Genomic DNA, 20,789 nt, shown 5'->3' on the forward strand with positions numbered 1-20,789 from the left:
GTATAGCGAAGGCCCACCGACAGAATTGCGACTTCCAAAGCAAGGTCCCTCCCATGGGAGGGGCCTTTTCGTCTTAGGCGGGCCTGTTGCGGTGTCCTCCCCGGTAGCGCTCGGGCACGTGGGGACCCGGGTCGTCGGAGCGGGGGTCAAGCTCGAAGAGCCCTCTCCAGAATCGTACGGGCATCCAGCCCTTGCGCAGGTCATAGCCGCGCTGGGAAGCGTTTCTGCCCTTGAGCTCCAGTCCGTCGTAGAACCTCTTCCAGAGGGCTCGCACGTAGCGCTCGTCCGGGGCGAGGTCCCCTCGACCTGCGAGTCCCGTGACCGTCCGTGCGTCGAGACGCGCGACCTCGCAGGCTTTCCACCCGCGGTCGTGGAATATCGCGGTGGCATGGACGGGATCGACGACGTAGAAGCGCTCTTCTCGCATGCGCCTCGCGAAGTGGCGCGAGACGAAGGGCAGCACGTCGGCGTTGGGCGAGAAGGACGCGCCTAGCGTGTCGTCGGCCATGTGCGAGAACCGGACGAACTGCCGTGCGTGCTCGCACTCGCCCATGACCTGCCTTGCGAGGGCGTCAACCTCTGCGGTGACGGGGTCCGTGGCATCCTGCGCCGCGCCCGCGCCCTCCGCGAAGCACCTCACGACATAGCGGTGGACGCTTTCGGGCATCCCCTTGCTGTCAGAGGCGCATGCCCAAGCGAGCTTGAACGCGCACTCGCCAGAGCAGCGTGCGGGGCATCTGCCTTCCTGGGCGCGCGGGCAGGTGGCGGCGAGCCTTGTCTGCAGGCCGGCGTACACGCGCCGAGCGAGGGCCGCTAGGCCCTCGGGAAGGACTTCTGGGATCGTCTCGAACGCCTCGCCGAGCATCGGCTGCGCCGAGCTCGTGACGCATAGGCGCATCCGCTCGTGGGGGACGTGCGCCAGGTAGCCCACGCCCACGGCCGCAAGGACCCCCTCGAGCGTCGCCGGGGTGGACACGAGCAGGCCGTCGCAGCCTGATATCGCGTTCCTGACGCGTTCGACGATCTCCTGGACTTCGGGTGCTACCTCGTCTGCGTGTTCGCTCCTGTGGGCGAGAGCCTCGCGCTGGGACAACGTGCTAGAAGAGCGCGAGTTGCCCCTCGGCCTGCCTCCGACGCCTGTTGTAGCTTGTCGCACTCGCATCGCTCACCACCCTCTTGCGAATGAGCTCCTCGTCCAGTGGGCAGCTCTCGTCGCGCTTGCCGTGACAGGTGAGGAAGTGCCTTGCCCGCTTGAGCGTGACGTTGAGACGCTTGAGGTCGTCGAATCCCAGCGGGTGGCGCCTCCTTGCCTGTATGATGCGCCTTGCCCCGATGGGACCGATTCCCGGCACACGCAGGAGAGCCTCGAGCGGGGCGTCGTTCGCCTCGACGGGGAAGCGGTCGATGTGCGCGAGCGCCCAGGCAAGCTTTGGGTCCACCTCGAGGTCGAGCCACGGGGCATCTGGCGAGGCAAGCTCGTCTGCCGAGAAGTCGTAGTAGCGCATGAGCCAGTCTGCCTGGTACAGGCGATGCTCGCGACGAAGCGGCACGGGTGTCTCACGTCCGGGTAGCCGGTCGTCCTCCATCACGGGCATGTAGGCCGAGAAGAACACGCGCTTGAGGTCGTAGCGCCGGTAGAGTGCGCTGGAGAGCTGCAGGATGTGGTTGTCGTCCTCTGGCGTGGCGCCGATGATGATCTGCGTCGACTGCCCTGCCGGCGCGAAGGTCCTCTTTGAGCTTGATACCGAGGAGGTCTTCCTGAGCGTGAGCCTTGCACCGTTCGTGGCGAGCCCCACGCCGGACGCGCTCCGGCGGGAGGGGAGGCTCGGGTGCCCGTCCGTGAGGGCCCCTTCCTCCTGCTTTCTCTTGGAACAGATCTGCGACATCGGGGCCTTCACGTTGTTGACTCCCTTGTCCGGGCAGAGGAGCGAGAGGGACTTGGCGCTGGGCAGCTCGAGGTTGACGCTCAGCCTGTCCGCGAGCCTCCCCAGCCTGTCGACGAGGTCAGCCGACGTTCCCGGGATGACCTTGGCGTGCACGTAGCCGTTGAAGCACAGCTCGCCGCGAAGGATCTCGAGGCACAAGATCATGCGCTCGGTGGTCTCGTCCGGTGTGCCCAGCACGCCGGACGACAGAAACAGCCCCTCGATGTAGTTGCGCTTGTAGAAGTCGACCGTGAGCTCGGCGAGCTCACGCGGCGAAAAGGTGGCCCGCTTACACGAGGCGCCCCTTCTGTTCACGCAGTAGGCGCAGTCGTAGCTGCAGGCGTTGCTCATGAGCACCTTGAGAAGGGTGACACAGCGGCCGTCCGCGGTGAAGCTGTGGCAGCATCCTGCCGGGCTCGCCTGTCCCAGCGCTCCCGCCTTTGGTCCCCTTCGGGCACCCGAAGAGGTACATGCGACGTCGTACTTTGCCGCCTCGGCAAGTATTTCGAGCTTTTCGAGCGTGTCCACGAGGGCCTCCAAAAATAGAACGACTGTTCTATACAGTCTAGTGCGAGGAGCCACGTAGTACAAGTGTTCTGTTTTTTGGGGAGAAGAGCCTCGTCCGATGCGGTGCGCGGGAGCTCGTGCAGTGGGTTTTCCAGGGGAAGATAGTGCGAAGTGGGCCGATGAGCCGGGTTCTGTCGTGGACGATCATTTATCTACTGACGCCGTTACCGACGCCCTCTAGCTCGCAACCCGAGCGCGGTGCGGGCCGCACCATGACGCTCCTATTTGCGATTGCTCCGGAAGGGGCTTGCCAAGCCGCCGTGTTGCCACGACGCTGGTGGTCTCTTGCACCACCGTTTCAGCTTTTCTCTCACTCGCTTGCGCGAGCAGCGGGAGTCTTCTTTTCTGCGGCGCTTTCCGTCGGGTCACCCCGCCAGGCCGTTAGCCTGCTTCCTGCCCTGTGGAGCCCGGACTTTCCTCATGACACGCAAGCGCGTCCCGCGATCGTCTGGCCCACTTCGCGTGAGTGATTGTAGCAGACGGGGGAGTGCTGGCGCTGGTTGTTGGCGATGCTTACCAACTCATCATGCCGCTAGGCGACCGCCGCCAAGAAATGAAGAATTTGTTGTTGCCATCGCGCGCGTGCATTTCCATCGTCTTTTCCAGCGAGATTGTTACTCCTCGGGAGGCATCACTTGCGCAAGAGCGTCAGCTGAGCCATCGCTCTCTGTCCTTGCCATGCCTGGTGTCTTGTGAGGATTTTTTTATGCTCATCTCCCAGAAGATAAACAACAACGTGGCCCTCGTGCTGGATGACTCCGACAGCGAGGTCGTTGTCTTCGGCAAGGGATCGGCTTTCCCAAGGCGCCCTACACGCTGGTTGACGACTCCCTGGTCGAGCGCTCCTTCTGTGGGGTCTCTAAGTCTGTCGCCGCTGCGGTCAAGTCGCTTTCGTTCGAGAACATTATTGTCGCGGCCGACATCAACGACCTTGTGGCGTTCGAGCTCAACCGCAAGCCCAACCCCAACCTTCCGTTCACTCTTGCCGATCACATCCAGTACGCCCAGAAGCGTCTGCAGGAGGGGGTCGACATCCACAGCTCCCTCGAGGCCGAGGTCCGTCGAGTCTATCCCGTGGAGCTCGAGATCGCCCGCACGGGCGTGGGCATGATCAAGAGCCGTACGGGGTTCGAGCTTCCCGAGGCCGAGGCCGTCAACAATGCGCTTCACATCGTGAACTCCGAGGGCGCGCCCGGCATGGACTCCGCCGTGCCCACCAACATGCACTACGTCATGGAATCGACGCGCGTCATCGAGAAGATCGTCGAGCTGATCGAAGAGTCCTTCTCCATTGCTGCGGACACTCCTACGAGTTCGCCCGCTTCGCCGCCCACGTTCGCTTTCTGGTCGGGCGCTTCTCCCGCGGAGTCGTTAGCGAGACCACCAATCGTTCGCTGTTCAGACAGGCGGTCGATGACTTTCCCGATGCGTACGCCTGTGTCTCGAAGGTTGACGCCTGGCTGCGTGACGAGATGGGCTGGCGCTGCAATGAGGAGGAGCTCCTGTATCTCTTGATGCACGTCAACGGGTTGATATCCAGCACGAACTGATTGGCGGAATGCTTGCGTCCCGCAAGGGCAATGCAGATAGATAGTTTCATATTTGTTGAAATGCACTAGACATGGGGTCTGGTTGCGATAGGGGAAAGGGGCTTGCCGTGGTCAAGGACTACACCGAGCTCGCGAAGACGATCATCGGGCTCGTTGGCGGTAGGTGGATCATCAACTCCGTCGCACACTGCATCACTCGGCTTCGCGTCAGGCCGAAGGACGAGTCGAAGGCCGACGACGAGAAGCTCCAGGCCACCAGGGACGTCATCAAGGTCATGCATGCCCAAGGCCAGTACCAGGTCGTCGTCGGTCAGGTCGTCGACAACCCCATTACAGTTCGAAATAGCCCCTCGCGGATTGAGTTATAGCCCCGGCGACGGCCGGGGCTATCTTTCTCTCAACCCCAGCATGGGGCCGCCGACCGGCCGCCCCCGCATGGCCGTATGCCCCTGCCCCATCGAGGGCCCGGGGGGTGTTGCCAGCGGAGGGCGGCGCGGCGCGCGTCGTGGACTAATGGGAACCTGCCGCACCAGACGGCTCGGTAATGTGGGTGTCCTCGCGCGGGCCTTCGGCCGGCCGACTTGGTTGGAGGATACATCATGCATGGCTTCGAAGGGCCCTACGACCTCTACGTCGGATTCGACGTCGGCAAGCGGGCCCACCACGCTCACGCCGTCCTGGCGGACGGTCGCGACGCCTTCAGCACGGGCGTCGACAACTCCGAGGCCGCGATGGACAGGGTGATCGCGGACGCGGCCGAGCTGGGGACTCCCCTGGTCGTCGTCGACCAACGCAGGAACATCGGCATGCTGGCGATCAGGCGCGCCCGTGCCGCGGGCGTCGAGGTCGCATACCTTCCCGGCATCTCGGCGAACAGGGCGTCGTCGCTCTTTCCCGGTGACGCGAAGACCGACGCGCGGGACGCCGAGGTCATCGCCAGAACGGCGATGGGGGTTCCGCAGTCGCTGAGGCCGGTTCCCGAGGAGGATGACCTCGAGGGAACCCGCAGGCTCGAGGCCCAACGCGCAGACCTGATCAAGGACAGGACGCACCAGGTCAATCGGCTGCGCTCCCTGCCGCTCGAGTCCAATCCTGACTTCGAGCGCAGGCTGGAACCCGAGGCGGCGTGGTGCATCGCAGTTCTCGAGAGGCTTGGTGGGCCGTGGAACGTCCTCGACGCAGGAAGGCGGCGCTTCCTTCGCGCCGCCTCGCAGGCGCCCCGGGAGAGGGCCGAGGCGGTATGGAGGAGCCTCGGGATGGCCACGAGGCCCACCGAGCAGCAAGTGAAAGCCGAGACGGTCCTCGTCCCGATGATCGCGCGCAGAATCCGCGAGGACACGGAGCAGATAGAGGAGCTCGAAAGGCTCATCGACGAGCAGGTCATGGAAGAAGAGACCTACCAATGCCTGCTGACGATCCCCGGGATCGCCCGGAGGACGGCGACGCAGCTCGTGCTCAACGTTAGGATCGAGGACTTCGCAGACCACGACCACCTCGCGAGCTACTGCGGGCTGACTCCCAGGAACCGGCAGTCGGGCACGTCGCTGAACTCCGTCTCGGCGTCGCGACAGGGGAACAAGCAGCTGAAGAACGTGCTGATATTCAGCTGCAACAGCCTCCTAAGGGCCAAGGGGTACTTTCGCGAGTACTACGACTCCTGCCGCTTCCGAGGAATGACGCACAAGGCGGCGTTGAAGGCCACCGCGCGAAAGAGGATGAAAGTCATATATGCCGTGATGAGGGATCGCATGCCTTATCGAGAGGACGCGCTGTTGCGGCGCCAGACACTGTAGCAAGTCCACCGAGAGACGGAAGAGAAAGGCCCCTCGAGGAGGGGCCCGTGTCGCTATGCAGATTAACCGAATCTAAGTGCGGGCGTCCTGGTTGACAAAACTATGGGAACACCCCCCTATGCCTCATGATGCATCCTGAGTGTGGTTAAGCAGTACGTTATTTGTAAGCACGCGAAGATTCAAAACGAGATGATTGTAGTCGCGACCTATGAGTCCTTAGATTAGTCAGAGTCACTGGCGCTTGAAATGGATGATCACCCGACATTCAATTGACTTTTCCGTTCAGTCATTTGTCGGGTTTTTTGCGTCGCGGCGCCATTCCTCTCGCACGCATGGCGCACGAAGACAAACACGCATATCGCCTGGGCGACGGCCGGAATATTGAGGTATCCCTTGAAGACCTTGGAGATGCCGGCTTCGGGGGACGAGAGGGCAAGCGTTCCGAACATCTGCGTCAGCCAGCCAGCAAGGGCCAGCGCGTTGATCATGACCCCTCCATCTCGGCTTGATTTCCAGTCGGCCCGCGCCCGATCGTCGACGATGAGCTCGCCCACTACGGCGACGACCTCGACGAGTTCCTCAGCTGCAAGCCCGGCGTCACGGGCTGGTGGCAGGTGCAGGCCAGAAACGACGCCACTTACGCCGACGGCAGCCGCCAGCAGCTCGAGCTCTACTACGCCCGCCACGCCTCGGCCACGCTCGACCTCAACATCGTCCTGCGCACCTTCTCCGTCGTCTTCGACGGAGCCGGCAAGTAGCGAAGCGCACCCAAGCTGCCGAGAAGGACCTCGCCTTGATCGAGTCCTGTGCGTCACTTGGCACCCGTGAGCTACGCGGCCTCGGTTTTCCTTTGCGCCGACATGAATCTAATCCCCGAGATGGCTGACCTGAACAACCACGTGAGCAGTATGCAGAGGCAGAAAACGAGGAGCGATCCCACCGTACGGTAAACAATGGAGTGGATCGGAACCATCCCGCTGCGCTTAATCAGGTTCAGCACGTACCAGTGAATGAGGTGCACGCCAAAGGTCTGTGGGGCGATTGCGGTGCAGAGGGCTGTGATGCGTTGCGTCACGACGTTATTGCGTTCGCATGCATAGCGCACGAAGACGAACACGCCTACCGCCTGGGTGACAGTCGGGATGTTGAGATATCCCCTGAAGACCTTCGAGATGCCGACTTCTGGCGAGCGAGCTTGGAAAGAAGCCCAGTCAGGCCTCTCACATTCTGTCCGGCGAGGCAAACGTGACGTTGCGCACCATCGTCGAGCTTGATTCCGTGTTGGAGCTTGGGCTCGAGATTCGTCCCTGGCGCAAATAAAATGAGTGGTTTCCTCCATGGGGGAGGCCACCACTCTGCAAAACGGTCGAACCGTTTTTTCTATGCTTCAATGCTAAACTTGCGACCCCGCTCCTTCAAGAACCGCTTCCTTGCATTGCGCGCATTTTCCGACTTAGCTACAAAATCTGGCGAAATCTTTCCGACTTAGCTACATAATCGGGCGAAATCTTTCCGACTTAGCTACATAATCGGCTGAAATGCTTCCGACCTAGCTACATCACGCCTGTTGCTAAGGATGGTAATGACCTGCTCGCGCGCATGATGCTATCCGATCTATCCCCTGGAGACGACCGATTTCAAGGACTTGCTCTAGCGTGCTCAACTCCTCCTGGTGAGTCGACTCTTGGGGCTTTGCGTGGACGTCGTTCCTGCTTAAGGCCCCAATGGCTTAGGCCAATTAGTTCAGTTGCTGTTGTAAACTGATGCCACGTCGGTGACTATGGGAAGGAAGATAAGGCTATGGGACTCATGGATCGCATCATGGAAGAGGCATCCTCGACGATGGCGTCGGTAAATGACGGCCAATCGGAACCCGCTCGTTCACCGAAGGCTTCAAAGCAGAAGCCGTATGTAGTGCTCCAGGTTACGCTTAAAGAGAAGTTCATTGGAACGGGTTCGGGAAATCTAACTGAGCTTGAGAACGTCATCAATCGTCAGGCTGCAAAGGGCTATAGGCTTCACACCATTACTACGGCATCTGCTCACAGTAGCGGCTTTGCCGGCGGCGACCGCATCCAGGCGACGCTTGTGTTTGAGAGGATCTAGCGCCCACTCATCGCTCACCGAGAAGGTCATAGTGACTGTGGGTTTCAAAAGGCCCTGAACTGAGCTACTTATTAGTTGGCCGAGTTATTAAGTAGCGACAATCCGCTGGCGGGGCATTACGCCATGACTATCGTTGGCGAGCGTGGAGTTATTACCGCCGGTCTTTTCACGGCCGTTTTTTGCGATAACGAAGCATCTGGTTGTTTCGTACGCGAATGGCTATGCGCCGGTCAATTGTCACGGTTGCTCATGGATATCGCTTTTGGGTGGCGAACTGAGACGGCGTGGTGGGGAACCGAAAAAAGTGTAATATGCGTTAATCTATAGCATTCTGATGATTCGACGTAATTATTGTCCGGTCGAGGGGGTAGCTTTAATACATAGATTCACAGGGAGGTGAGGATGATGGCATCTGTATTTGACGTTGCAAAGGGCGTCTTGGACGCTTCGGGTCCGGTTTCAACCATGAAGCTAGAGAAGCTGGTCTATTATTGCCAAGTCCTCAGTTTGGTGGAGCGTGGACAAGTCATGTTTCCCGAAAGGGTAGAGGCATGGGTGAATGGTCCCGTTTCTCCGGCTCTGTTCAAGGCGCATGCCAGGCGCTATGTGGTGACTCCTTCTGATTTTGAATCGATTGGTGATTCCTCTAAGTTGTCTAAAGCGGATCAAGAGATTGTTCGAACTGTTGTGGAAAAGCTTGGCATGCTTTCGGGTGAAGATCTTAGGGAACTGAGTCATGCCGAGGCGCCGTGGAAGGATGCGCGTGGAGACGCCGCGCCTTCGGAGAGATGCAACGGAGAGATAGAGCCATCGGCCATATCTTCATATTATCCCGATCCCAGCAACCCTCTTTTTGCCTAATGGACTCGTATGGCGTTGGGAAAAAGAAGGTTAGAAAAGCAGGTAAATTCTTAGCTGATGGCGGAACCCAGCAGCCAAGATTAGATGAAGCGCTAGAAACTGTAAATCTCTGGCGCTTCATTCATATTGAGGTGCTACGAGAGGCTCTGGACGTGCTTGAGTCTGCTTGTGGTGACATTTGCTCGCCAATTCTTGTTGGCAGAATCAAACGCCTGGATACCATTATCGACAAGCTCAGAGCAGACCCCAAGCATAATCTTGATCGCATGGGTGATATCTCTGGCGCGCGCTTAATTGTTCGCGACGATGAAGAAGTCTATCGATTAAGTAAGGCGATTGAGGGCTTCGATGGTAAAAATATTCGAGTCATAAACGACTACATCAAGGATCCAAAGGAGAATGGATACAGGGGCATTCACTTGTCCTATAAGCGCAACTTTGACCAGCTCCATTTGCAGAACATGCTGACAGAGATTCAAATCCGGTCTCACAAACAGCATCTTTGGGCGACAACTGTTGAGTTGTTTGATACGGTGTCCGACGTTGGACTTAAACGAGGTCGAGCGCCGAAGGATTATGATCGCTACTTCAGGTTGATTAGCGACCTCATGACCGAGTCTACGAGTGATGCCGAGGGGCTTCGTGAGGAGCTAAAGGTACTTGAGGAAAAGCTGCATGTGTTTGAACGGCTAGAAGCTACTGCGGACTCGATGTATGCGATGACTGATGGAGCTGAAGGGGTTTGCCGCGCCAACCTGTGCGTCATTAAGGCTTACTTTGCTTATCAGACGATTGAGCTTGAGGTATATGATTCGGATTGCGCGAATAAGGCAGTGAGGCGTTATGCCGAGTTGGAAGAGGGTGACGATGCAGGGATCTTCCTGCTTGCCCGTGCCTCGTCGGCGGACGATTTGAAGATTGCTTATCCCAACTTCTACGTGAATTCAAACGAGTTCTGCAATTGGCTCGGCGAACAGCTTTCATAGTCACCGATTATCCGCCATGCCCAAAATGCTTGAGAAGCGTCAATAAGTGCGCTGCAATTCTTAGGCCTTGCGGCTGGCGACTAGGCTAGCCTAAGCAAGCTGTGAGAATTCTGCTCGCGACGCCTTATTGCAATATCGCACTTTTTGAAACGCCCAAAAGTTGCAGAATCACACTTTTTGATTCCTCCGGGGACAGCACAGTGATCCATTCCTTCTGCTTGACCTTCCGGCTCAGCGCAGAAAGGCCCCCGCGTCCGCCCCATCGCCCCTGCCTGCTGTCATTAGTGTGACCAATCAGCCACCAACAACAGGAAGCCAATGGACAGAAGCGGAACCCTCAGAAGGCTCGCCCTCTGGGCGATGGACGTTGCCTGCGTCCTGGCGTCCTTCTGGGCTGCCGTCCAGGTCCGCTTCGCCGAGGCCGGCGTCGCCCCCGCAGAGGTCCGCACCAACCGCATCGTCTACCTCTCGCTCGTCCTGCTGGTCACCTTCCTCAACTACGCCCTCCACATCAACCGCGGCTTCATGCGCCGCCGCGCCGTCCAGGAGCTCGGCGTGGTCGCGGCCTACGTCGCCATGCGCATGGATATGCTCAAGCGCTGCGGCCAGTGGGCCGTCTCCACCACGCACGCCAAGTAGCCCCGTCTCCCCCACGCCCCAAGCGGGGGAGAAGAGCCTGCCCCTTGCCTGCGACCGATCAGCGCAAAGATGGATTATCTGAATCGCGTTCGCTTTGTTGGTGCGCGGCGAATTGTTTTGCGTAATCGGATAATTGTTTCGTTCCGAAATGACGCCCTTCACAATTGCAAACGCGCACCGAAAGATAGTCAAAACGTTCTCCCTTTTTGGATTGGATGCTTTTGGCAAAGTGAAATCCCGTGAGAATGCGACGTGGAAACGGCCTCTCACGGGGTCGTTGTAGCTTCGATGCTTTTTTGCGACACGTCAGCGCCTCTGTGGCGCATGCGAGGAAGCTCGTCGACTCCGGCTGCTAATATGAATTAGTATGACTAATCACTCGACTACGGGAAGCGAATGGACAAGGGCGGAACACTAAGAAGGCTCGCACTCTGGGCAATGGATGTCGCATGCATACTGTCCGCATATTGGGCGTCCGTGTCGATTCGTTTCGGCGATCACATCGAGCCGTCTGAAGCTCGCACCAATCGCATCGTCTACCTGTCGCTGGTGTTGCTGGTCACGTTTTTCAACTACGCCATCCACCTTAATCGAGGCTTCATGAAGCGTCGCGCCGTTCAGGAGCTCGGCGTCGTGATTGCCTATGTTGCCATGCTTGTGCTTGGTATTTCATTTCTGGCGCTTGTCATGCATGCGGAGCCCATGCCGTCTCGCCTGGTTCTGATCTGGTTCACGCTGATTTGCATCGGCGTGATGTTCGTGGTTCGCGTGACGTTCAAGTGGCTTGTGCGGGCCCTGTTCGGCCGTACCGGCGCTCGTTCTACCGTTCTCATGGTGATCGATGAGGGCATGCGCGATGAGCTGGAGAAGAGGTTCGTCATTGGCCAAACCTACGAGGTCTTGGGCTGGCTCACGTTCAGGCCTGAGGGACGCCTCTGCGGCGACGTTTCGGGAAAGGCGATCGACTGCGAGCTGGGTGGCCTTTCCGCCGCACTCTCCGACCTCGATGTCAATGACGTCTTCGTCTCCACCCCGCACGCCACCAAGGTCCACCTCACCACCCTCGTGGACGCCGCCGCGCAGATGGGCGCCACCTGCCACGTCGCACTCGACCTCATCGACCCTACCATCCAGGGCGCTACGCTCGGCTACTTCGGCGAGCTGTCCACCATCAACTACGCCGGAAGGGGAGGGTGGCTCTACGCGCACGTCCTCAAGCGCGCGTTCGACATCCTCTTCAGCCTCGTGGTGCTGGTGCTCATGGTCATCCCGGGCGCGATCCTCTGCCTCGTGATCGCCCTGCAGAGCAAGGGTTCGCCCTTCTACACGCAGCGCCGCGTCGGCCTGCACGGCCGCCACTTCAACCTCTACAAGTTCCGCTCCATGGTGGCCGACGCCAACGACGTCGAGAAGTACTTCACGCCCGAGCAGCTCGCCGAGTGGGAGCGTGAGCGCAAGGTGGAGGACGACCCGCGCATCACGGCCGTCGGCCGCATCCTGCGCAAGACCTCCCTCGACGAGTTCCCCCAGTTCGTCAACGTCCTCAAGGGTGAGATGAGCGTCGTCGGCCCGCGCCCGATCGTCGACGAGGAGCTCGCGCACTACGGCGACGACCTCGACGAGTTCCTCGGCTGCAAGCCCGGCGTCACGGGCTGGTGGCAGGTGCAGGCGAGAAACGACGCCACCTACGCCGACGGCAGCCGCCAGCAGCTCGAGCTCTACTATGCTCGCCACGCATCCGCCACGCTCGACTTCAACATCGTCCTGCGCACCTTCTCCGCCGTCTTCGACGCCACCGGGAAGTAGGAAAGCGCCATCCCAGCGGCCGAGAAGAGCCAGGCCCTCTATTGTAAGGTCGCGGCTGGCATCAATCATCCGCGCGTTGAAATCTAGTCACATCAGTCAGATGAGATCGTGTGCGCGGACCAGAGACGAAGGCAGCTTTGTGCGACTGCGTCTGAGGTCGGGCCGTTGGCGAGGCGCTCGGGGTCCCGTTTGAGTTCAAGCGGTACGGTATGTTTACGTGCTCGAGCATGGTCGGCGATGGTTTGTGCGTCAAGCCCGCTGGTACGAGGAATGACGACGTTCCGATTGCGTTTGCGACTTGCGGATCGTTCGCAAGATCGAGCACATCGGCAGCGCCGACTTCCAACGCCGCCTCGAGTGGCGATACCACGAGAACACCCGCTCGGCCGCCGATCCATTCGCCATAGGAGGCCGTCCATTGAGCCTCTTTGGGGCAAGCGCTTGAAGGACATTCTTGATGGGTCGATTGACATGGAGGGCATCTCTAAGTAATTCGTCGAAGCCTCGAGGCGCTTTGCGGCACACGATTCGAACGAAAGCGTCTATGTAATGTATCAACGTGTGTTGGGTGAGACGCGGCGACAGCTCTGATAATCTGTATCCGTTAGGCACATATCGCGTCTCATTCCTCTAGTCTCAGTTTAATGTTGACGTGATGTACTCTTAGGTTTACTTAGCGCTTGCGCCGGATGATGTTGTTTTCCCGCGCAAGCGCTGTGCCACGCCTGCGACGATTCGTGTCGATACGTTGGCGCGTGGCGTCCGGTGGTGGGTTGGGAGCTGCGATTGGGAGACGGGCGACGGGTGAAGGCTGCGGTGGTCCCATATTTGACATACAAATGATAGTCGTGGTGCCAACCGTTAAAGATGGGCGTTTAAATCGTGGGCGCCTGAATGGAGCGACTCGTTACCGCCCAAAGCGTAATTGTAAAGATGGAGCTCTAGGGGTGCCCCTTGGCGGACCGAGAAACGATAAATCGACAACTAAACGGGCGGCGAAAAGGGCCGTCGAAGGGTCACGCGGGCCACATGTGGTCTACAAGAGTCCTTCTATGTGTGTGCCGACAATAACTGTTGTATATGATGTGAAAAATTTGAAAGTTATAGGTTTGTTTCGTGACTGATGCGGGCGGGGTCCCCAAGGCGTTTGTCTGGCTCATGCATAGACTGCAGGGCCTGGCTTCGCCGGGTCTGTTCTGAGGAGGCTGGGTTTGAAGGTTGCGGTGGCAGGGCTCGGATACGTGGGCCTCTCGGTCGCGGCGCTGCTGGCGCGTCACCACGACGTCGTTGGGGTCGATGTGGTTCCCAGCAAGGTCGAGATTGTCAACGCTGGCCGTTCGCCCATACAAGACTCTGAGCTAGATCAGGCCCTTTCTTCGGGAGCGCTGAGCCTTCGCGCCACGTGCGACTCTGCTGATGGGTATGCGGATGCCGACTGGATCGTCATCGCCGCTCCCACGAACTACGATACGACCACGAACTTCTTCGATACGTCAGCCGTCGAGGCCGTTGTGGAGGCCGCTAGGGCCGTGAACCAAGGCGCGACCATCGTTATCAAGTCTACGGTCCCTGTCGGCTACACGGCCCGCCTGCGCGAGCAGCTGGGGGATCGGAACATCCTGTTCTCGCCAGAGTTCCTTCGCGAGGGCAAGGCCCTCTACGACAACCTTCATCCCAGCCGCATCGTGGTGGGGTGTGACGCGGAGGATGCGGCCCAGAAGGCCAAGGCCGACGAGTTTGCCGCGCTTCTCGCCGAAGGGGCCGAGGACGAGGACGTGCCGACCCTCGTCATGGGGTCGACCGAGGCCGAGGCCGTGAAGCTCTTCGCCAACACGTACCTGGCGCTTCGCGTCTCCTACTTCAACGAGCTCGACACCTATGCCGCCTCGAAGGGCCTGGATGCCCGCAAGGTCATCGAGGGCGTGTGCCTGGACCCGCGCGTGGGCAGCCACTACAACAACCCGTCCTTCGGCTATGGCGGTTACTGCCTGCCCAAGGACACCAAGCAGCTGCTTGCCAACTATGAGGACGTTCCGCAGTCGCTCGTTGGTGCCATCGTCGAGGCGAATAGGGTACGGAAGAACTTCGTTGCAGATGAGGTCATGGACCGGGTCATGCGTATTGTGTTCGAGGAGGGGAGGGCGCCTCTCGTTGGCGTCTATCGCCTTACCATGAAGAGCGGGAGCGATAACTTCCGCGCTAGCTCCATCCAGGGCATCATGCGTAGGCTTCAAGAGCATCGTGTTCCCATGCTTGTATTCGAGCCCACGTTCGATGGGGGGAGCTATTTTGGCCATGAGGTGACTCATGACTTGGATGAGCTCAAGAATCGGTGCGACGTGATCGTTGCCAACAGGTGGAACGGCGAACTTGCCGACGTGCAGGATAAGGTATATACGCGTGACCTCTTTGGACGCGACTAGAGCTAGGGGGAGAGTATGTCAGAGGCAGCAACGATTGCAGCCAACGAGGCTGCCGAAGAGGCTCCAGCCAAGAAGTTCCAGGTTAGTCCCGAGCGTCTCGCTCGTCGCGCCCTCGTTGACAGAGAGAACATGAAGCTCGTGCGCGACGGCAAACCTCTCTACTACAAGGTCGTCAAGCGTGCCGCAGACATTGTGCTCTCGAGTAGCGCCCTCGTTGTTCTCTCGCCAGTTTTGCTCGGCGCTGCCATTGCGATCATGATCGAGGACGGTCGGCCCGTCATCTATGCGGCGCCTCGTGAGGGGCTCGACGGTAAGCCCTTCAAGATGTACAAGTTCCGCTCGATGTACCGTGACGCGGAGTCTAAGCTCAAGGACCTGCTCAAGCAGAACGAGCAGACGGGGCCTGCCTTCAAGATCGAGAACGACCCCCGCATCACTAAGGTGGGGGACTTCATCCGCAAGACCTCCATTGACGAGCTCCCCCAGCTTGTGAATATCATCAAGGGCGAAATGTCCATCGTTGGGCCCCGTGCCATTCAGCGCACCAAGGAGTTCACGCCCCACGAGGAGCAGAGACTCCTCGTTAAGCCTGGGCTCACCTGCTACTGGCAGGTGATGGGTCGATCTAGAATTGACTGGGAGGAGTGGGTTGAGCTCGACCTCGACTACATCCAGGACATGTCAATTTTGACAGATGTCAAGATTATCGCTAGGACCTTTGGTGCAGTATTGCGCGGCGACGGGAGCTACTGATGTCACCTGACAAAAAAATAGTCGCTGTCGTAGTGACGTATAACCGTCTCGATCAACTCAAGGCCTGCATCCAGGCAATCCGAAATCAGGATGGTGCGACCTGTGACGTCCTAGTGGTCAACAACGGAAGCACGGATGGAACCGCCGAGTTTCTTAGCGGCTGCACCGATTCGGGTGTTCGTTTTGTCGACACTGGCGAGAATACCGGCTCTGCTGGTGGTTTCTATCATGGCGTGAAAGAGGCATACGAGGCTGGCTATTCTCGGATTTGGGTCATGGATGATGACGTCGTTCCCGATGCGACTGCTCTGAAGAGGCTTGCGGATGCGGATGAGTTTCTGGAAGGGGATTGGGGATTCCTCTCGAGCTTTGCCAGGTGGAAAGACGGCACTCCGTGTAAAGCCAATATTCAGAAGACTGGCGTATTCTCTTTTGTGGGGGATCGGGACCGTCATTTGGGTTTGGTGCCCGTTAAGATTGCGGCCATGGCATCCCTCTATTTGAATGCTGATGCCGTAAAACAGATCGGCTATCCCATTGCCGACTACGTTATCTACTCCGACGACTACGAATACACTTCGAGGATCTCAGAGCAGTTCACGTGTTACATGGTTCCGAGTAGCACCGTACTTCATAATACGGCAGTCAACATGAAAGTGGACTTTGCCCGCGATTCGCCCGACCGCGTTTGGCGCTATCGCTACTTGTACAGGAACGACGTTCACCTCTACCGTCGGTATGGCGCCAAGGGCTGGGCGTATCTCGTGGCGAAGGCAGGGTTTACGACAGCCAACGTTCTGTTGCGCTCCAAAGGCGACAGGATCGGTAAGCTCAGGACGCTTTACTCCAGCTTAGCCGAGGGCTTGCGGTATGAGCCAGTTGTTGAGGAAACTTCTAAGGGGCGCTCGTCGCAAGGCTAGTCGAAGAGGCATTCGACAGTCTCGCTTGCCGCGCTTTTCTCTCCTGCTGCCTTGTTCTTTATGCGTTGACGAAGGGTAATGTGGACGTGAATGAAGACAGAATAACCATTCTTATTTTTCAAGAGGCTTGGGGGCACGGTGGTATTGAGACGTTTGTCATGAATGCCATTCGTGTTCTAGGTACAGAGAGATACTCGTTTGAGATTTGGTCTGCATACGATTGGTATGACGGTTTTGATGACGAACTTGCGTCGCTTGGAGTTCCGAGGACCGCGGCCTTTCCGGGTGAGATGCCCAGTTTGGTGCGCCGCTTTCGCGTTGGGACGAAAATGTGGCGCGAGAGGCTCTCTAGGGGCGATGTCGATATTGTGCACGTTAATGCGATGAACGGCTCGACTCTTGCCTATGTGGACATTGCGCGCCAGTGTGGCGTGCCCGTGAGGGTTGCGCACTCGCATAATTCGGACTTCACCGGTGTGGCGCGTGCGCTGAAGTCTGTGCTTCATCGTATTGGCCAAAGGCTTTGGGAGAGGGCTGCGACGGTCAGGCTTGCGTGCTCGGAGGAGGCGGGAGCCTACCTCTTCGCGGGGTCACCATTCCAGTTCCTCCCAAACGGGATAGACACGAGTCGCTTTGCCTTCGACGTCGAGGCGCGTGGAAGCGTGCGCAAGAACCTCGGCGTTGGAGAGAAGACGCTCGTCGTGGGAAGCCTCGGTAGAATCTCGGAGCAAAAGAACCCGCTCTTCTCGGTCCGCGTCTTGGCTGAGCTTATCGCGTCTGGTGTGGATGCACGGCTTCTGCTCATAGGGGATGGCAGCCTTGAGGGGGAGACGTTGTTGCTGGCAGAGAGACTCGGGGTCGCGGATCTGTACACCCACATCCCATCGGTCGAGAATCCCGAGGACTACTACTGTGCCCTCGATGCGTTTCTGATGCCGTCATTTTTTGAAGGACTTCCTTACTCACTTATCGAAGCTCAATGCTCGGGGCTCCCGTGTGTCGTGAGCGAGGCCATCCAGGACGAGGCATGCGTTACGCCTCTGGTGAGGATGGTACCGCTCTCCGAAGGCTCTGCCGCGTGGGCGGTGGCGGTTTCTGATGAAGCGGTGCGCCATTCTGAAAGGCGTGCTTATTCGGACGACGTGGCAGCCGCTGGCTTCTCTGTGGGGGCCAGTGTTGCGTATTTGGAGGAGGTTTATCGTCATGCATGAGCTTTCTGGTGATGCCTCGAGGAGCAGGTTCACGGAGCTTCTCTCCGACGTCGACGTGGTCTCGTTCGACGTGTTCGGCACGCTCCTCCAGCGCGCCTGCTCCAGCCCAAACTTCGTTTTCGATCTGGCGTTCGCCCGTTGGTCTGGGCTTCCGCTCGAGTGCGATGGCGCGTTTGCGAGGGCGAGGGCGGCCGCGGACGACACATCGGTGCATGGTCGCCCCATGACGCTCGACGAGATATACGGCTCCCTGCCCATTCTTACTCCGAGCGAGCGCGATGAGCTCAAGCGGCTTGAGGTCGATTGCGAGCGGAGGGTGCTTTTTGCAAGGCCGGACGTGCGTGCGATGTACGACGAGGCGGTCGCGTGCGGTAAGAGGATCGTCGTCACCTCAGACATGTACCTCTCGTCCGAGGTCTTGTCCGGGCTGCTCGAGGAGAACGGCTATGAGGAGACGGAATGCATCTTCGTGTCCTGCGAGTGGGGATGCGGGAAGTCGGACGGGCGGCTGCTGGCCAGCGTTGCGCGCGAACTGAGCGTGGAGCCGGACAGGGTCCTCCACGTCGGCGACTCGCTGGCGGCCGACGTGAGGGGCGCCCGCCTCTCTGGCGTCAAGCCCTTCTATGTCGGCGATCGCGTTCAGAGCAAGCTGCTCGGCAAGCTCGGCCACCACCACGCGCGTGTCGATCTGTCCGATAGGCTCGACCCACTCCTGTCACATCGGTGCTCCGGCGAGTCGCCCGAGTTCGAGGTGGGATACCGAACCCTCGGTCCGTTGATGCTGGGCTTCTGCCAGTGGCTGAAGGAGGAGCTTGCGGCGAAGGGCATGGGGGAGGCCTTCTTCCTCGCACGCGACGCGAAGTTCATCCTCGAGTGCTATAGGCTGCTGTATCCCTCCGAGTCCTCGACCACCCGCTACCTGCGAGTGTCTCGCAGGACGATGAACAGCTCGGCGTTGGAGGGATGCAGCACTCTGGAAGATCTGCGAGATGCGGTGGGCTTCCCCAGGGTGATGACCGCATACGCCTTCTGCTCGGCAGTGGGCATCAAGTACGACGAGGATTTCGTGCCCGCCCTTGATCCCTCCGACTCGATTTCCGCCGACGAGGCGTTTGACAGGGACGCGTTCTTCGCCGACCCTCGCGTCGTCCGTGCCTCGCAGGGCATTCTGCGGGCGGTGCGCGGCAATGCGGCGCAGATGCGGCGCCTTCTCGAGGAGTACGTGAGGCAGGAGGGGCTTTCTGACGGGTGTGCCCTGGTCGATGTGGGGTGGCATGGTTCTGCGCAGCGTGCGCTCGAGAGGGTGGTGCGGGGACGCCTGCGGGGGCGCTACATCGGAACGACCAAGACGGAGGACCTTGACTCGGAGGGGTATGTATATAACGACCTCTCGCGCGACGGCGAGTCGCTGATGGCAGGGTATTGGGGACTCTTCGAGTCGTTCTTTGCCAGCGGCGACGGCATAACGAGCGGCTACGTCGTGTCGGGGTCCCGTATTGTTCCGCTCATGGAATCCTGCGAGCTCGCTCCGGAAAGCCTGCAGTTGATACGGTCGGTGCAGGATGGCGCGAGACGGTTCCTTTCGGACGCTGTCCGGCTCGGCCTGGCCGAGGTCGGCCCGATGGACAGCGAGGATGCCCTTGCGGGCGTGCATCGTTGCGGGACGCGTCCCACCGTTGACCTCGTGAGGCTGTTCGGCGACCTTGAGTTCCTCGACTTCGGCGAGACGAAGCATATCGTCGAAAGACGGGGGAGGGCGGACTACGTCGCTCATCCCTCGCTGCTGAAGCGCGACTTCTTTGGGTCCACCTGGAGGATCGGCTTCATGAAGTCGATGATCGTGCTGCCATTTGACTACGGACCGGCGTATACGACCCTTCGGCACCTGTTCCACTCGACCGGTCGCTAGCCTTTGGCGCGAAGAAGCCGCTGTCCTGTGCTGGCTTGGGTTGGTGGCCTCACGCGAACATCGATTTCTTTTTAATGGATCTCCTGATCATCAACGTGATGCAAAAGGGCATGTATAAGCGTCGCTGTATTAGTTGGCGCTGCACATTTTCTTTCCTCGTGAGCAGGCCTGGATCGCAATTGCAGACCCCCTCCCGAAAGACGCTGTCGTTCGAAAGCTCGGCAATTTTCTTTCGCTTGCCAAGCAGTCCGAGGCTTCCATCCGATATAACCGCGAGCCGGATGGTCTCTAGCAACAGGAGAAACTCTTTTGTGGTGTACACGCCCCTGCATGAATCGAACAGGCCGTTCTCGGCGAGCGCGCATCTCATATTCTTCAGAACGCTCATGGCGACGTCGCGGAAATGGGGGTTGCATTTGTTTACCGAGGATTGGGACGAGATGCGATAGTTGTAGAAGGGCAGATCGAATACCTCTATGGACGTCGCTTGCGCATAGGCCGATATGTTGAACACGCTGTCCTGCATTCTCTTCAGCCCAGGCACAAAGCCCAGCCTTTTGTCATGAATGAAGGAGCTCCGGTATAGCTTGCCCCAGGGTACCCCGCAGTTCGTGGGTATTCCTTGTCTGCCAAAGTCACATGTCACCATGCAGTTCTTCACCAGTGACTTCTTTTCGTCTTGAGAGAAGACGTGGCGTTTGAAGTTGAAGAAACGTGACCGCTCGATTCTGTTTCGGTAGCTAGAGGAGAAGGCTCCGATGGCGATGTCCAGGTCGTGCTCCAGCGCGCAATCTAGTAGCGACATGAGAAGATCCGGTTCGATCCAGTCGTCTCCATCCAGAAAGGCTATGTAGGGTGCGGAAGCCTTTCCAATGCCGACGTTGCGTGCGACGGAAACGCCTGAATTGTGCTGAGAAATGAAATGCGCGTTGTCGCGACCAGATGCCCATTCCCTGCAGATGGAGGACGTGCCATCCGTGGAGCCATCGTCTACGACTATGATCTCGCACCTTTCACCGGGAAGCGAGGCAACGCTGTCGAGGCACTGCGAGGCATAGGCTTCCGTGTTGTACATCGTTATGACAACGGATAGGTCCATCTTGAAATCCCGCCTAATTCGGCATGGGCAATAGTTTAAGAAGTGAGCGACTGAATGGAATGAGCCTCTCATGCCCGAACCATAATAATAGAAGATGGCGCTCCCCGACGTTGACGTCGCTTTAAATCCGTCGCTTTAAATCAACCACAAGTGGTCGGATTAAGCGACTGATAGCCGAATCGTATGTTTATACTCAACTGATGAGGACTGATTGTTGAGTAATGTGCTCAGCGTGGTGCCG

18 protein-coding genes, 1 other RNA gene and 3 pseudogenes are annotated in these 20,789 nt (G+C 58.9%); 17 read left to right on the forward strand and 5 right to left on the reverse strand.

Annotation, left to right across the window (positions count from 1 at the left end; all coding sequences use genetic code 11):
- Positions 1 to 73: 73 nt before the first annotated feature.
- From BMY31_RS02310 to rnpB, 3 genes are all read right to left on the reverse strand, one after another.
- Positions 74 to 1,162 (reverse strand): TIGR03915 family putative DNA repair protein, encoded by a 1,089-nt coding sequence (locus BMY31_RS02310; RefSeq protein ID WP_091007853.1) that lies wholly within the window; start codon positions 1,160 to 1,162, stop codon positions 74 to 76.
- Complete coding sequence (locus tag BMY31_RS02315; protein ID WP_091007857.1) at positions 1,098 to 2,453, reverse strand: putative DNA modification/repair radical SAM protein; 1,356 nt, start codon at positions 2,451 to 2,453, stop codon at positions 1,098 to 1,100. Before BMY31_RS02315 ends, BMY31_RS02310 begins: the two co-directional genes overlap by 65 nt.
- 143 nt (positions 2,454 to 2,596) lie before the next feature.
- Positions 2,597 to 2,952: RNase P RNA component class A (rnpB, locus tag BMY31_RS02320), an RNA gene on the reverse strand.
- Between the two features lie 246 nt (positions 2,953 to 3,198).
- Here rnpB and BMY31_RS09000 point away from each other — a divergent pair.
- From BMY31_RS09000 to BMY31_RS02335, 5 genes and pseudogenes are all read left to right on the forward strand, one after another.
- Positions 3,199 to 3,294 (forward strand): annotated as a pseudogene (locus BMY31_RS09000) (CAT RNA binding domain-containing protein); the annotation flags it as partial.
- Positions 3,295 to 3,425: 131 nt separating this feature from the next.
- Positions 3,426 to 3,659, forward strand: a pseudogene (locus tag BMY31_RS09005) (PRD domain-containing protein); the annotation flags it as partial.
- Between the two features lie 176 nt (positions 3,660 to 3,835).
- Positions 3,836 to 4,042 carry a PRD domain-containing protein gene (locus BMY31_RS09010; RefSeq protein WP_369821288.1) on the forward strand — a complete coding sequence of 69 codons (207 nt, stop codon included), beginning with the start codon at positions 3,836 to 3,838 and terminating at the stop codon, positions 4,040 to 4,042.
- A gap of 107 nt (positions 4,043 to 4,149) precedes the next feature.
- Positions 4,150 to 4,410 carry a PTS transporter subunit EIIB gene (locus BMY31_RS02330; protein WP_219334835.1) on the forward strand — a complete coding sequence of 87 codons (261 nt, stop codon included), beginning with the start codon at positions 4,150 to 4,152 and terminating at the stop codon, positions 4,408 to 4,410.
- A 231-nt stretch (positions 4,411 to 4,641) separates the two neighbouring features.
- Positions 4,642 to 5,835: an IS110 family transposase gene (locus tag BMY31_RS02335; protein WP_091007866.1), complete on the forward strand. Its 1,194-nt coding sequence runs from the start codon at positions 4,642 to 4,644 to the stop codon at positions 5,833 to 5,835.
- Between the two features lie 254 nt (positions 5,836 to 6,089).
- On the opposite strand, the gene BMY31_RS02340 is transcribed toward BMY31_RS02335, so the two are convergent.
- Positions 6,090 to 6,323, reverse strand: a complete 234-nt coding sequence (locus BMY31_RS02340) for a hypothetical protein (protein WP_091007869.1) — start codon at positions 6,321 to 6,323, stop codon at positions 6,090 to 6,092.
- A gap of 39 nt (positions 6,324 to 6,362) precedes the next feature.
- On the opposite strand from BMY31_RS02340, the pseudogene BMY31_RS02345 reads away from it, so the two are divergent.
- From BMY31_RS02345 to BMY31_RS02400, 12 genes and pseudogenes are all read left to right on the forward strand, one after another.
- A pseudogene (locus BMY31_RS02345) lies at positions 6,363 to 6,593 on the forward strand (sugar transferase); the annotation flags it as partial.
- Between the two features lie 424 nt (positions 6,594 to 7,017).
- The gene (locus BMY31_RS09015) at positions 7,018 to 7,155 is read left to right on the forward strand and encodes a hypothetical protein (protein WP_143802922.1); all 138 of its coding nucleotides are present in this window, start codon (positions 7,018 to 7,020) and stop codon (positions 7,153 to 7,155) included.
- A gap of 501 nt (positions 7,156 to 7,656) precedes the next feature.
- Positions 7,657 to 7,941, forward strand: coding sequence for a DUF4177 domain-containing protein (locus BMY31_RS02355; protein ID WP_219334836.1), 285 nt, complete (start codon positions 7,657 to 7,659; stop codon positions 7,939 to 7,941).
- Positions 7,942 to 8,343: 402 nt separating this feature from the next.
- Positions 8,344 to 8,802, forward strand: coding sequence for a Panacea domain-containing protein (locus BMY31_RS02360; protein ID WP_091007879.1), 459 nt, complete (start codon positions 8,344 to 8,346; stop codon positions 8,800 to 8,802).
- Entirely contained in the window at positions 8,802 to 9,788 is a 987-nt protein-coding gene (locus BMY31_RS02365) for a hypothetical protein (RefSeq protein WP_180371329.1), read from the forward strand. The genes BMY31_RS02360 and BMY31_RS02365 overlap by 1 nt, the downstream gene beginning before the upstream one ends.
- A 318-nt stretch (positions 9,789 to 10,106) precedes the next feature.
- Entirely contained in the window at positions 10,107 to 10,427 is a 321-nt protein-coding gene (locus BMY31_RS02370) for a hypothetical protein (RefSeq protein WP_091007884.1), read from the forward strand.
- Between the two features lie 438 nt (positions 10,428 to 10,865).
- Positions 10,866 to 12,233: an exopolysaccharide biosynthesis polyprenyl glycosylphosphotransferase gene (locus tag BMY31_RS02375; protein ID WP_091007887.1), complete on the forward strand. Its 1,368-nt coding sequence runs from the start codon at positions 10,866 to 10,868 to the stop codon at positions 12,231 to 12,233.
- 1,211 nt (positions 12,234 to 13,444) lie between these two features.
- Positions 13,445 to 14,656, forward strand: coding sequence for a nucleotide sugar dehydrogenase (locus BMY31_RS02380; protein WP_091007891.1), 1,212 nt, complete (start codon positions 13,445 to 13,447; stop codon positions 14,654 to 14,656).
- Positions 14,657 to 14,671: 15 nt separating this feature from the next.
- On the forward strand, positions 14,672 to 15,409 hold the full coding sequence (locus tag BMY31_RS02385; protein ID WP_219334837.1) for a sugar transferase: 738 nt from the start codon (positions 14,672 to 14,674) through the stop codon (positions 15,407 to 15,409).
- A complete protein-coding gene (locus tag BMY31_RS02390) occupies positions 15,409 to 16,329 on the forward strand; it encodes a glycosyltransferase family 2 protein (RefSeq protein WP_091007894.1) in 921 nt (306 codons plus the stop codon). Before BMY31_RS02385 ends, BMY31_RS02390 begins: the two co-directional genes overlap by 1 nt.
- A gap of 80 nt (positions 16,330 to 16,409) precedes the next feature.
- Positions 16,410 to 17,540 carry a glycosyltransferase gene (locus BMY31_RS02395; protein WP_091007897.1) on the forward strand — a complete coding sequence of 377 codons (1,131 nt, stop codon included), beginning with the start codon at positions 16,410 to 16,412 and terminating at the stop codon, positions 17,538 to 17,540.
- Positions 17,533 to 19,449 (forward strand): HAD family hydrolase, encoded by a 1,917-nt coding sequence (locus BMY31_RS02400; protein WP_091007899.1) that lies wholly within the window; start codon positions 17,533 to 17,535, stop codon positions 19,447 to 19,449. Before BMY31_RS02395 ends, BMY31_RS02400 begins: the two co-directional genes overlap by 8 nt.
- 49 nt (positions 19,450 to 19,498) lie before the next feature.
- Here the strand turns inward: BMY31_RS02400 and BMY31_RS02405 are convergent, their stop codons facing one another.
- Entirely contained in the window at positions 19,499 to 20,548 is a 1,050-nt protein-coding gene (locus BMY31_RS02405; protein WP_180371331.1) for a glycosyltransferase family 2 protein, read from the reverse strand.
- Positions 20,549 to 20,789 lie beyond the last annotated feature (241 nt).

Source organism: Parafannyhessea umbonata, from assembly GCF_900111255.1.
GTDB lineage: Bacteria > Actinomycetota > Coriobacteriia > Coriobacteriales > Atopobiaceae > Olsenella_J > Olsenella_J umbonata_A.

Coding starts and splice junctions, on each gene's coding strand:
- BMY31_RS02405 (WP_180371331.1), bottom strand. CDS start 20,548: ATGGACCTATCCGTTGTCATAACGATGTACAACACGGAAGCCTATGCC.
- BMY31_RS02335 (WP_091007866.1), top strand. CDS start 4,642: ATGCATGGCTTCGAAGGGCCCTACGACCTCTACGTCGGATTCGACGTC.
- BMY31_RS02400 (WP_091007899.1), top strand. CDS start 17,533: ATGCATGAGCTTTCTGGTGATGCCTCGAGGAGCAGGTTCACGGAGCTT.
- BMY31_RS02370 (WP_091007884.1), top strand. CDS start 10,107: ATGGACAGAAGCGGAACCCTCAGAAGGCTCGCCCTCTGGGCGATGGAC.
- BMY31_RS02375 (WP_091007887.1), top strand. CDS start 10,866: ATGGATGTCGCATGCATACTGTCCGCATATTGGGCGTCCGTGTCGATT.
- BMY31_RS02390 (WP_091007894.1), top strand. CDS start 15,409: ATGTCACCTGACAAAAAAATAGTCGCTGTCGTAGTGACGTATAACCGT.
- BMY31_RS02385 (WP_219334837.1), top strand. CDS start 14,672: ATGTCAGAGGCAGCAACGATTGCAGCCAACGAGGCTGCCGAAGAGGCT.
- BMY31_RS02340 (WP_091007869.1), bottom strand. CDS start 6,323: ATGATCAACGCGCTGGCCCTTGCTGGCTGGCTGACGCAGATGTTCGGA.
- BMY31_RS02360 (WP_091007879.1), top strand. CDS start 8,344: ATGATGGCATCTGTATTTGACGTTGCAAAGGGCGTCTTGGACGCTTCG.
- BMY31_RS02365 (WP_180371329.1), top strand. CDS start 8,802: ATGGACTCGTATGGCGTTGGGAAAAAGAAGGTTAGAAAAGCAGGTAAA.
- BMY31_RS02355 (WP_219334836.1), top strand. CDS start 7,657: ATGGAAGAGGCATCCTCGACGATGGCGTCGGTAAATGACGGCCAATCG.
- BMY31_RS02310 (WP_091007853.1), bottom strand. CDS start 1,162: ATGCGAGTGCGACAAGCTACAACAGGCGTCGGAGGCAGGCCGAGGGGC.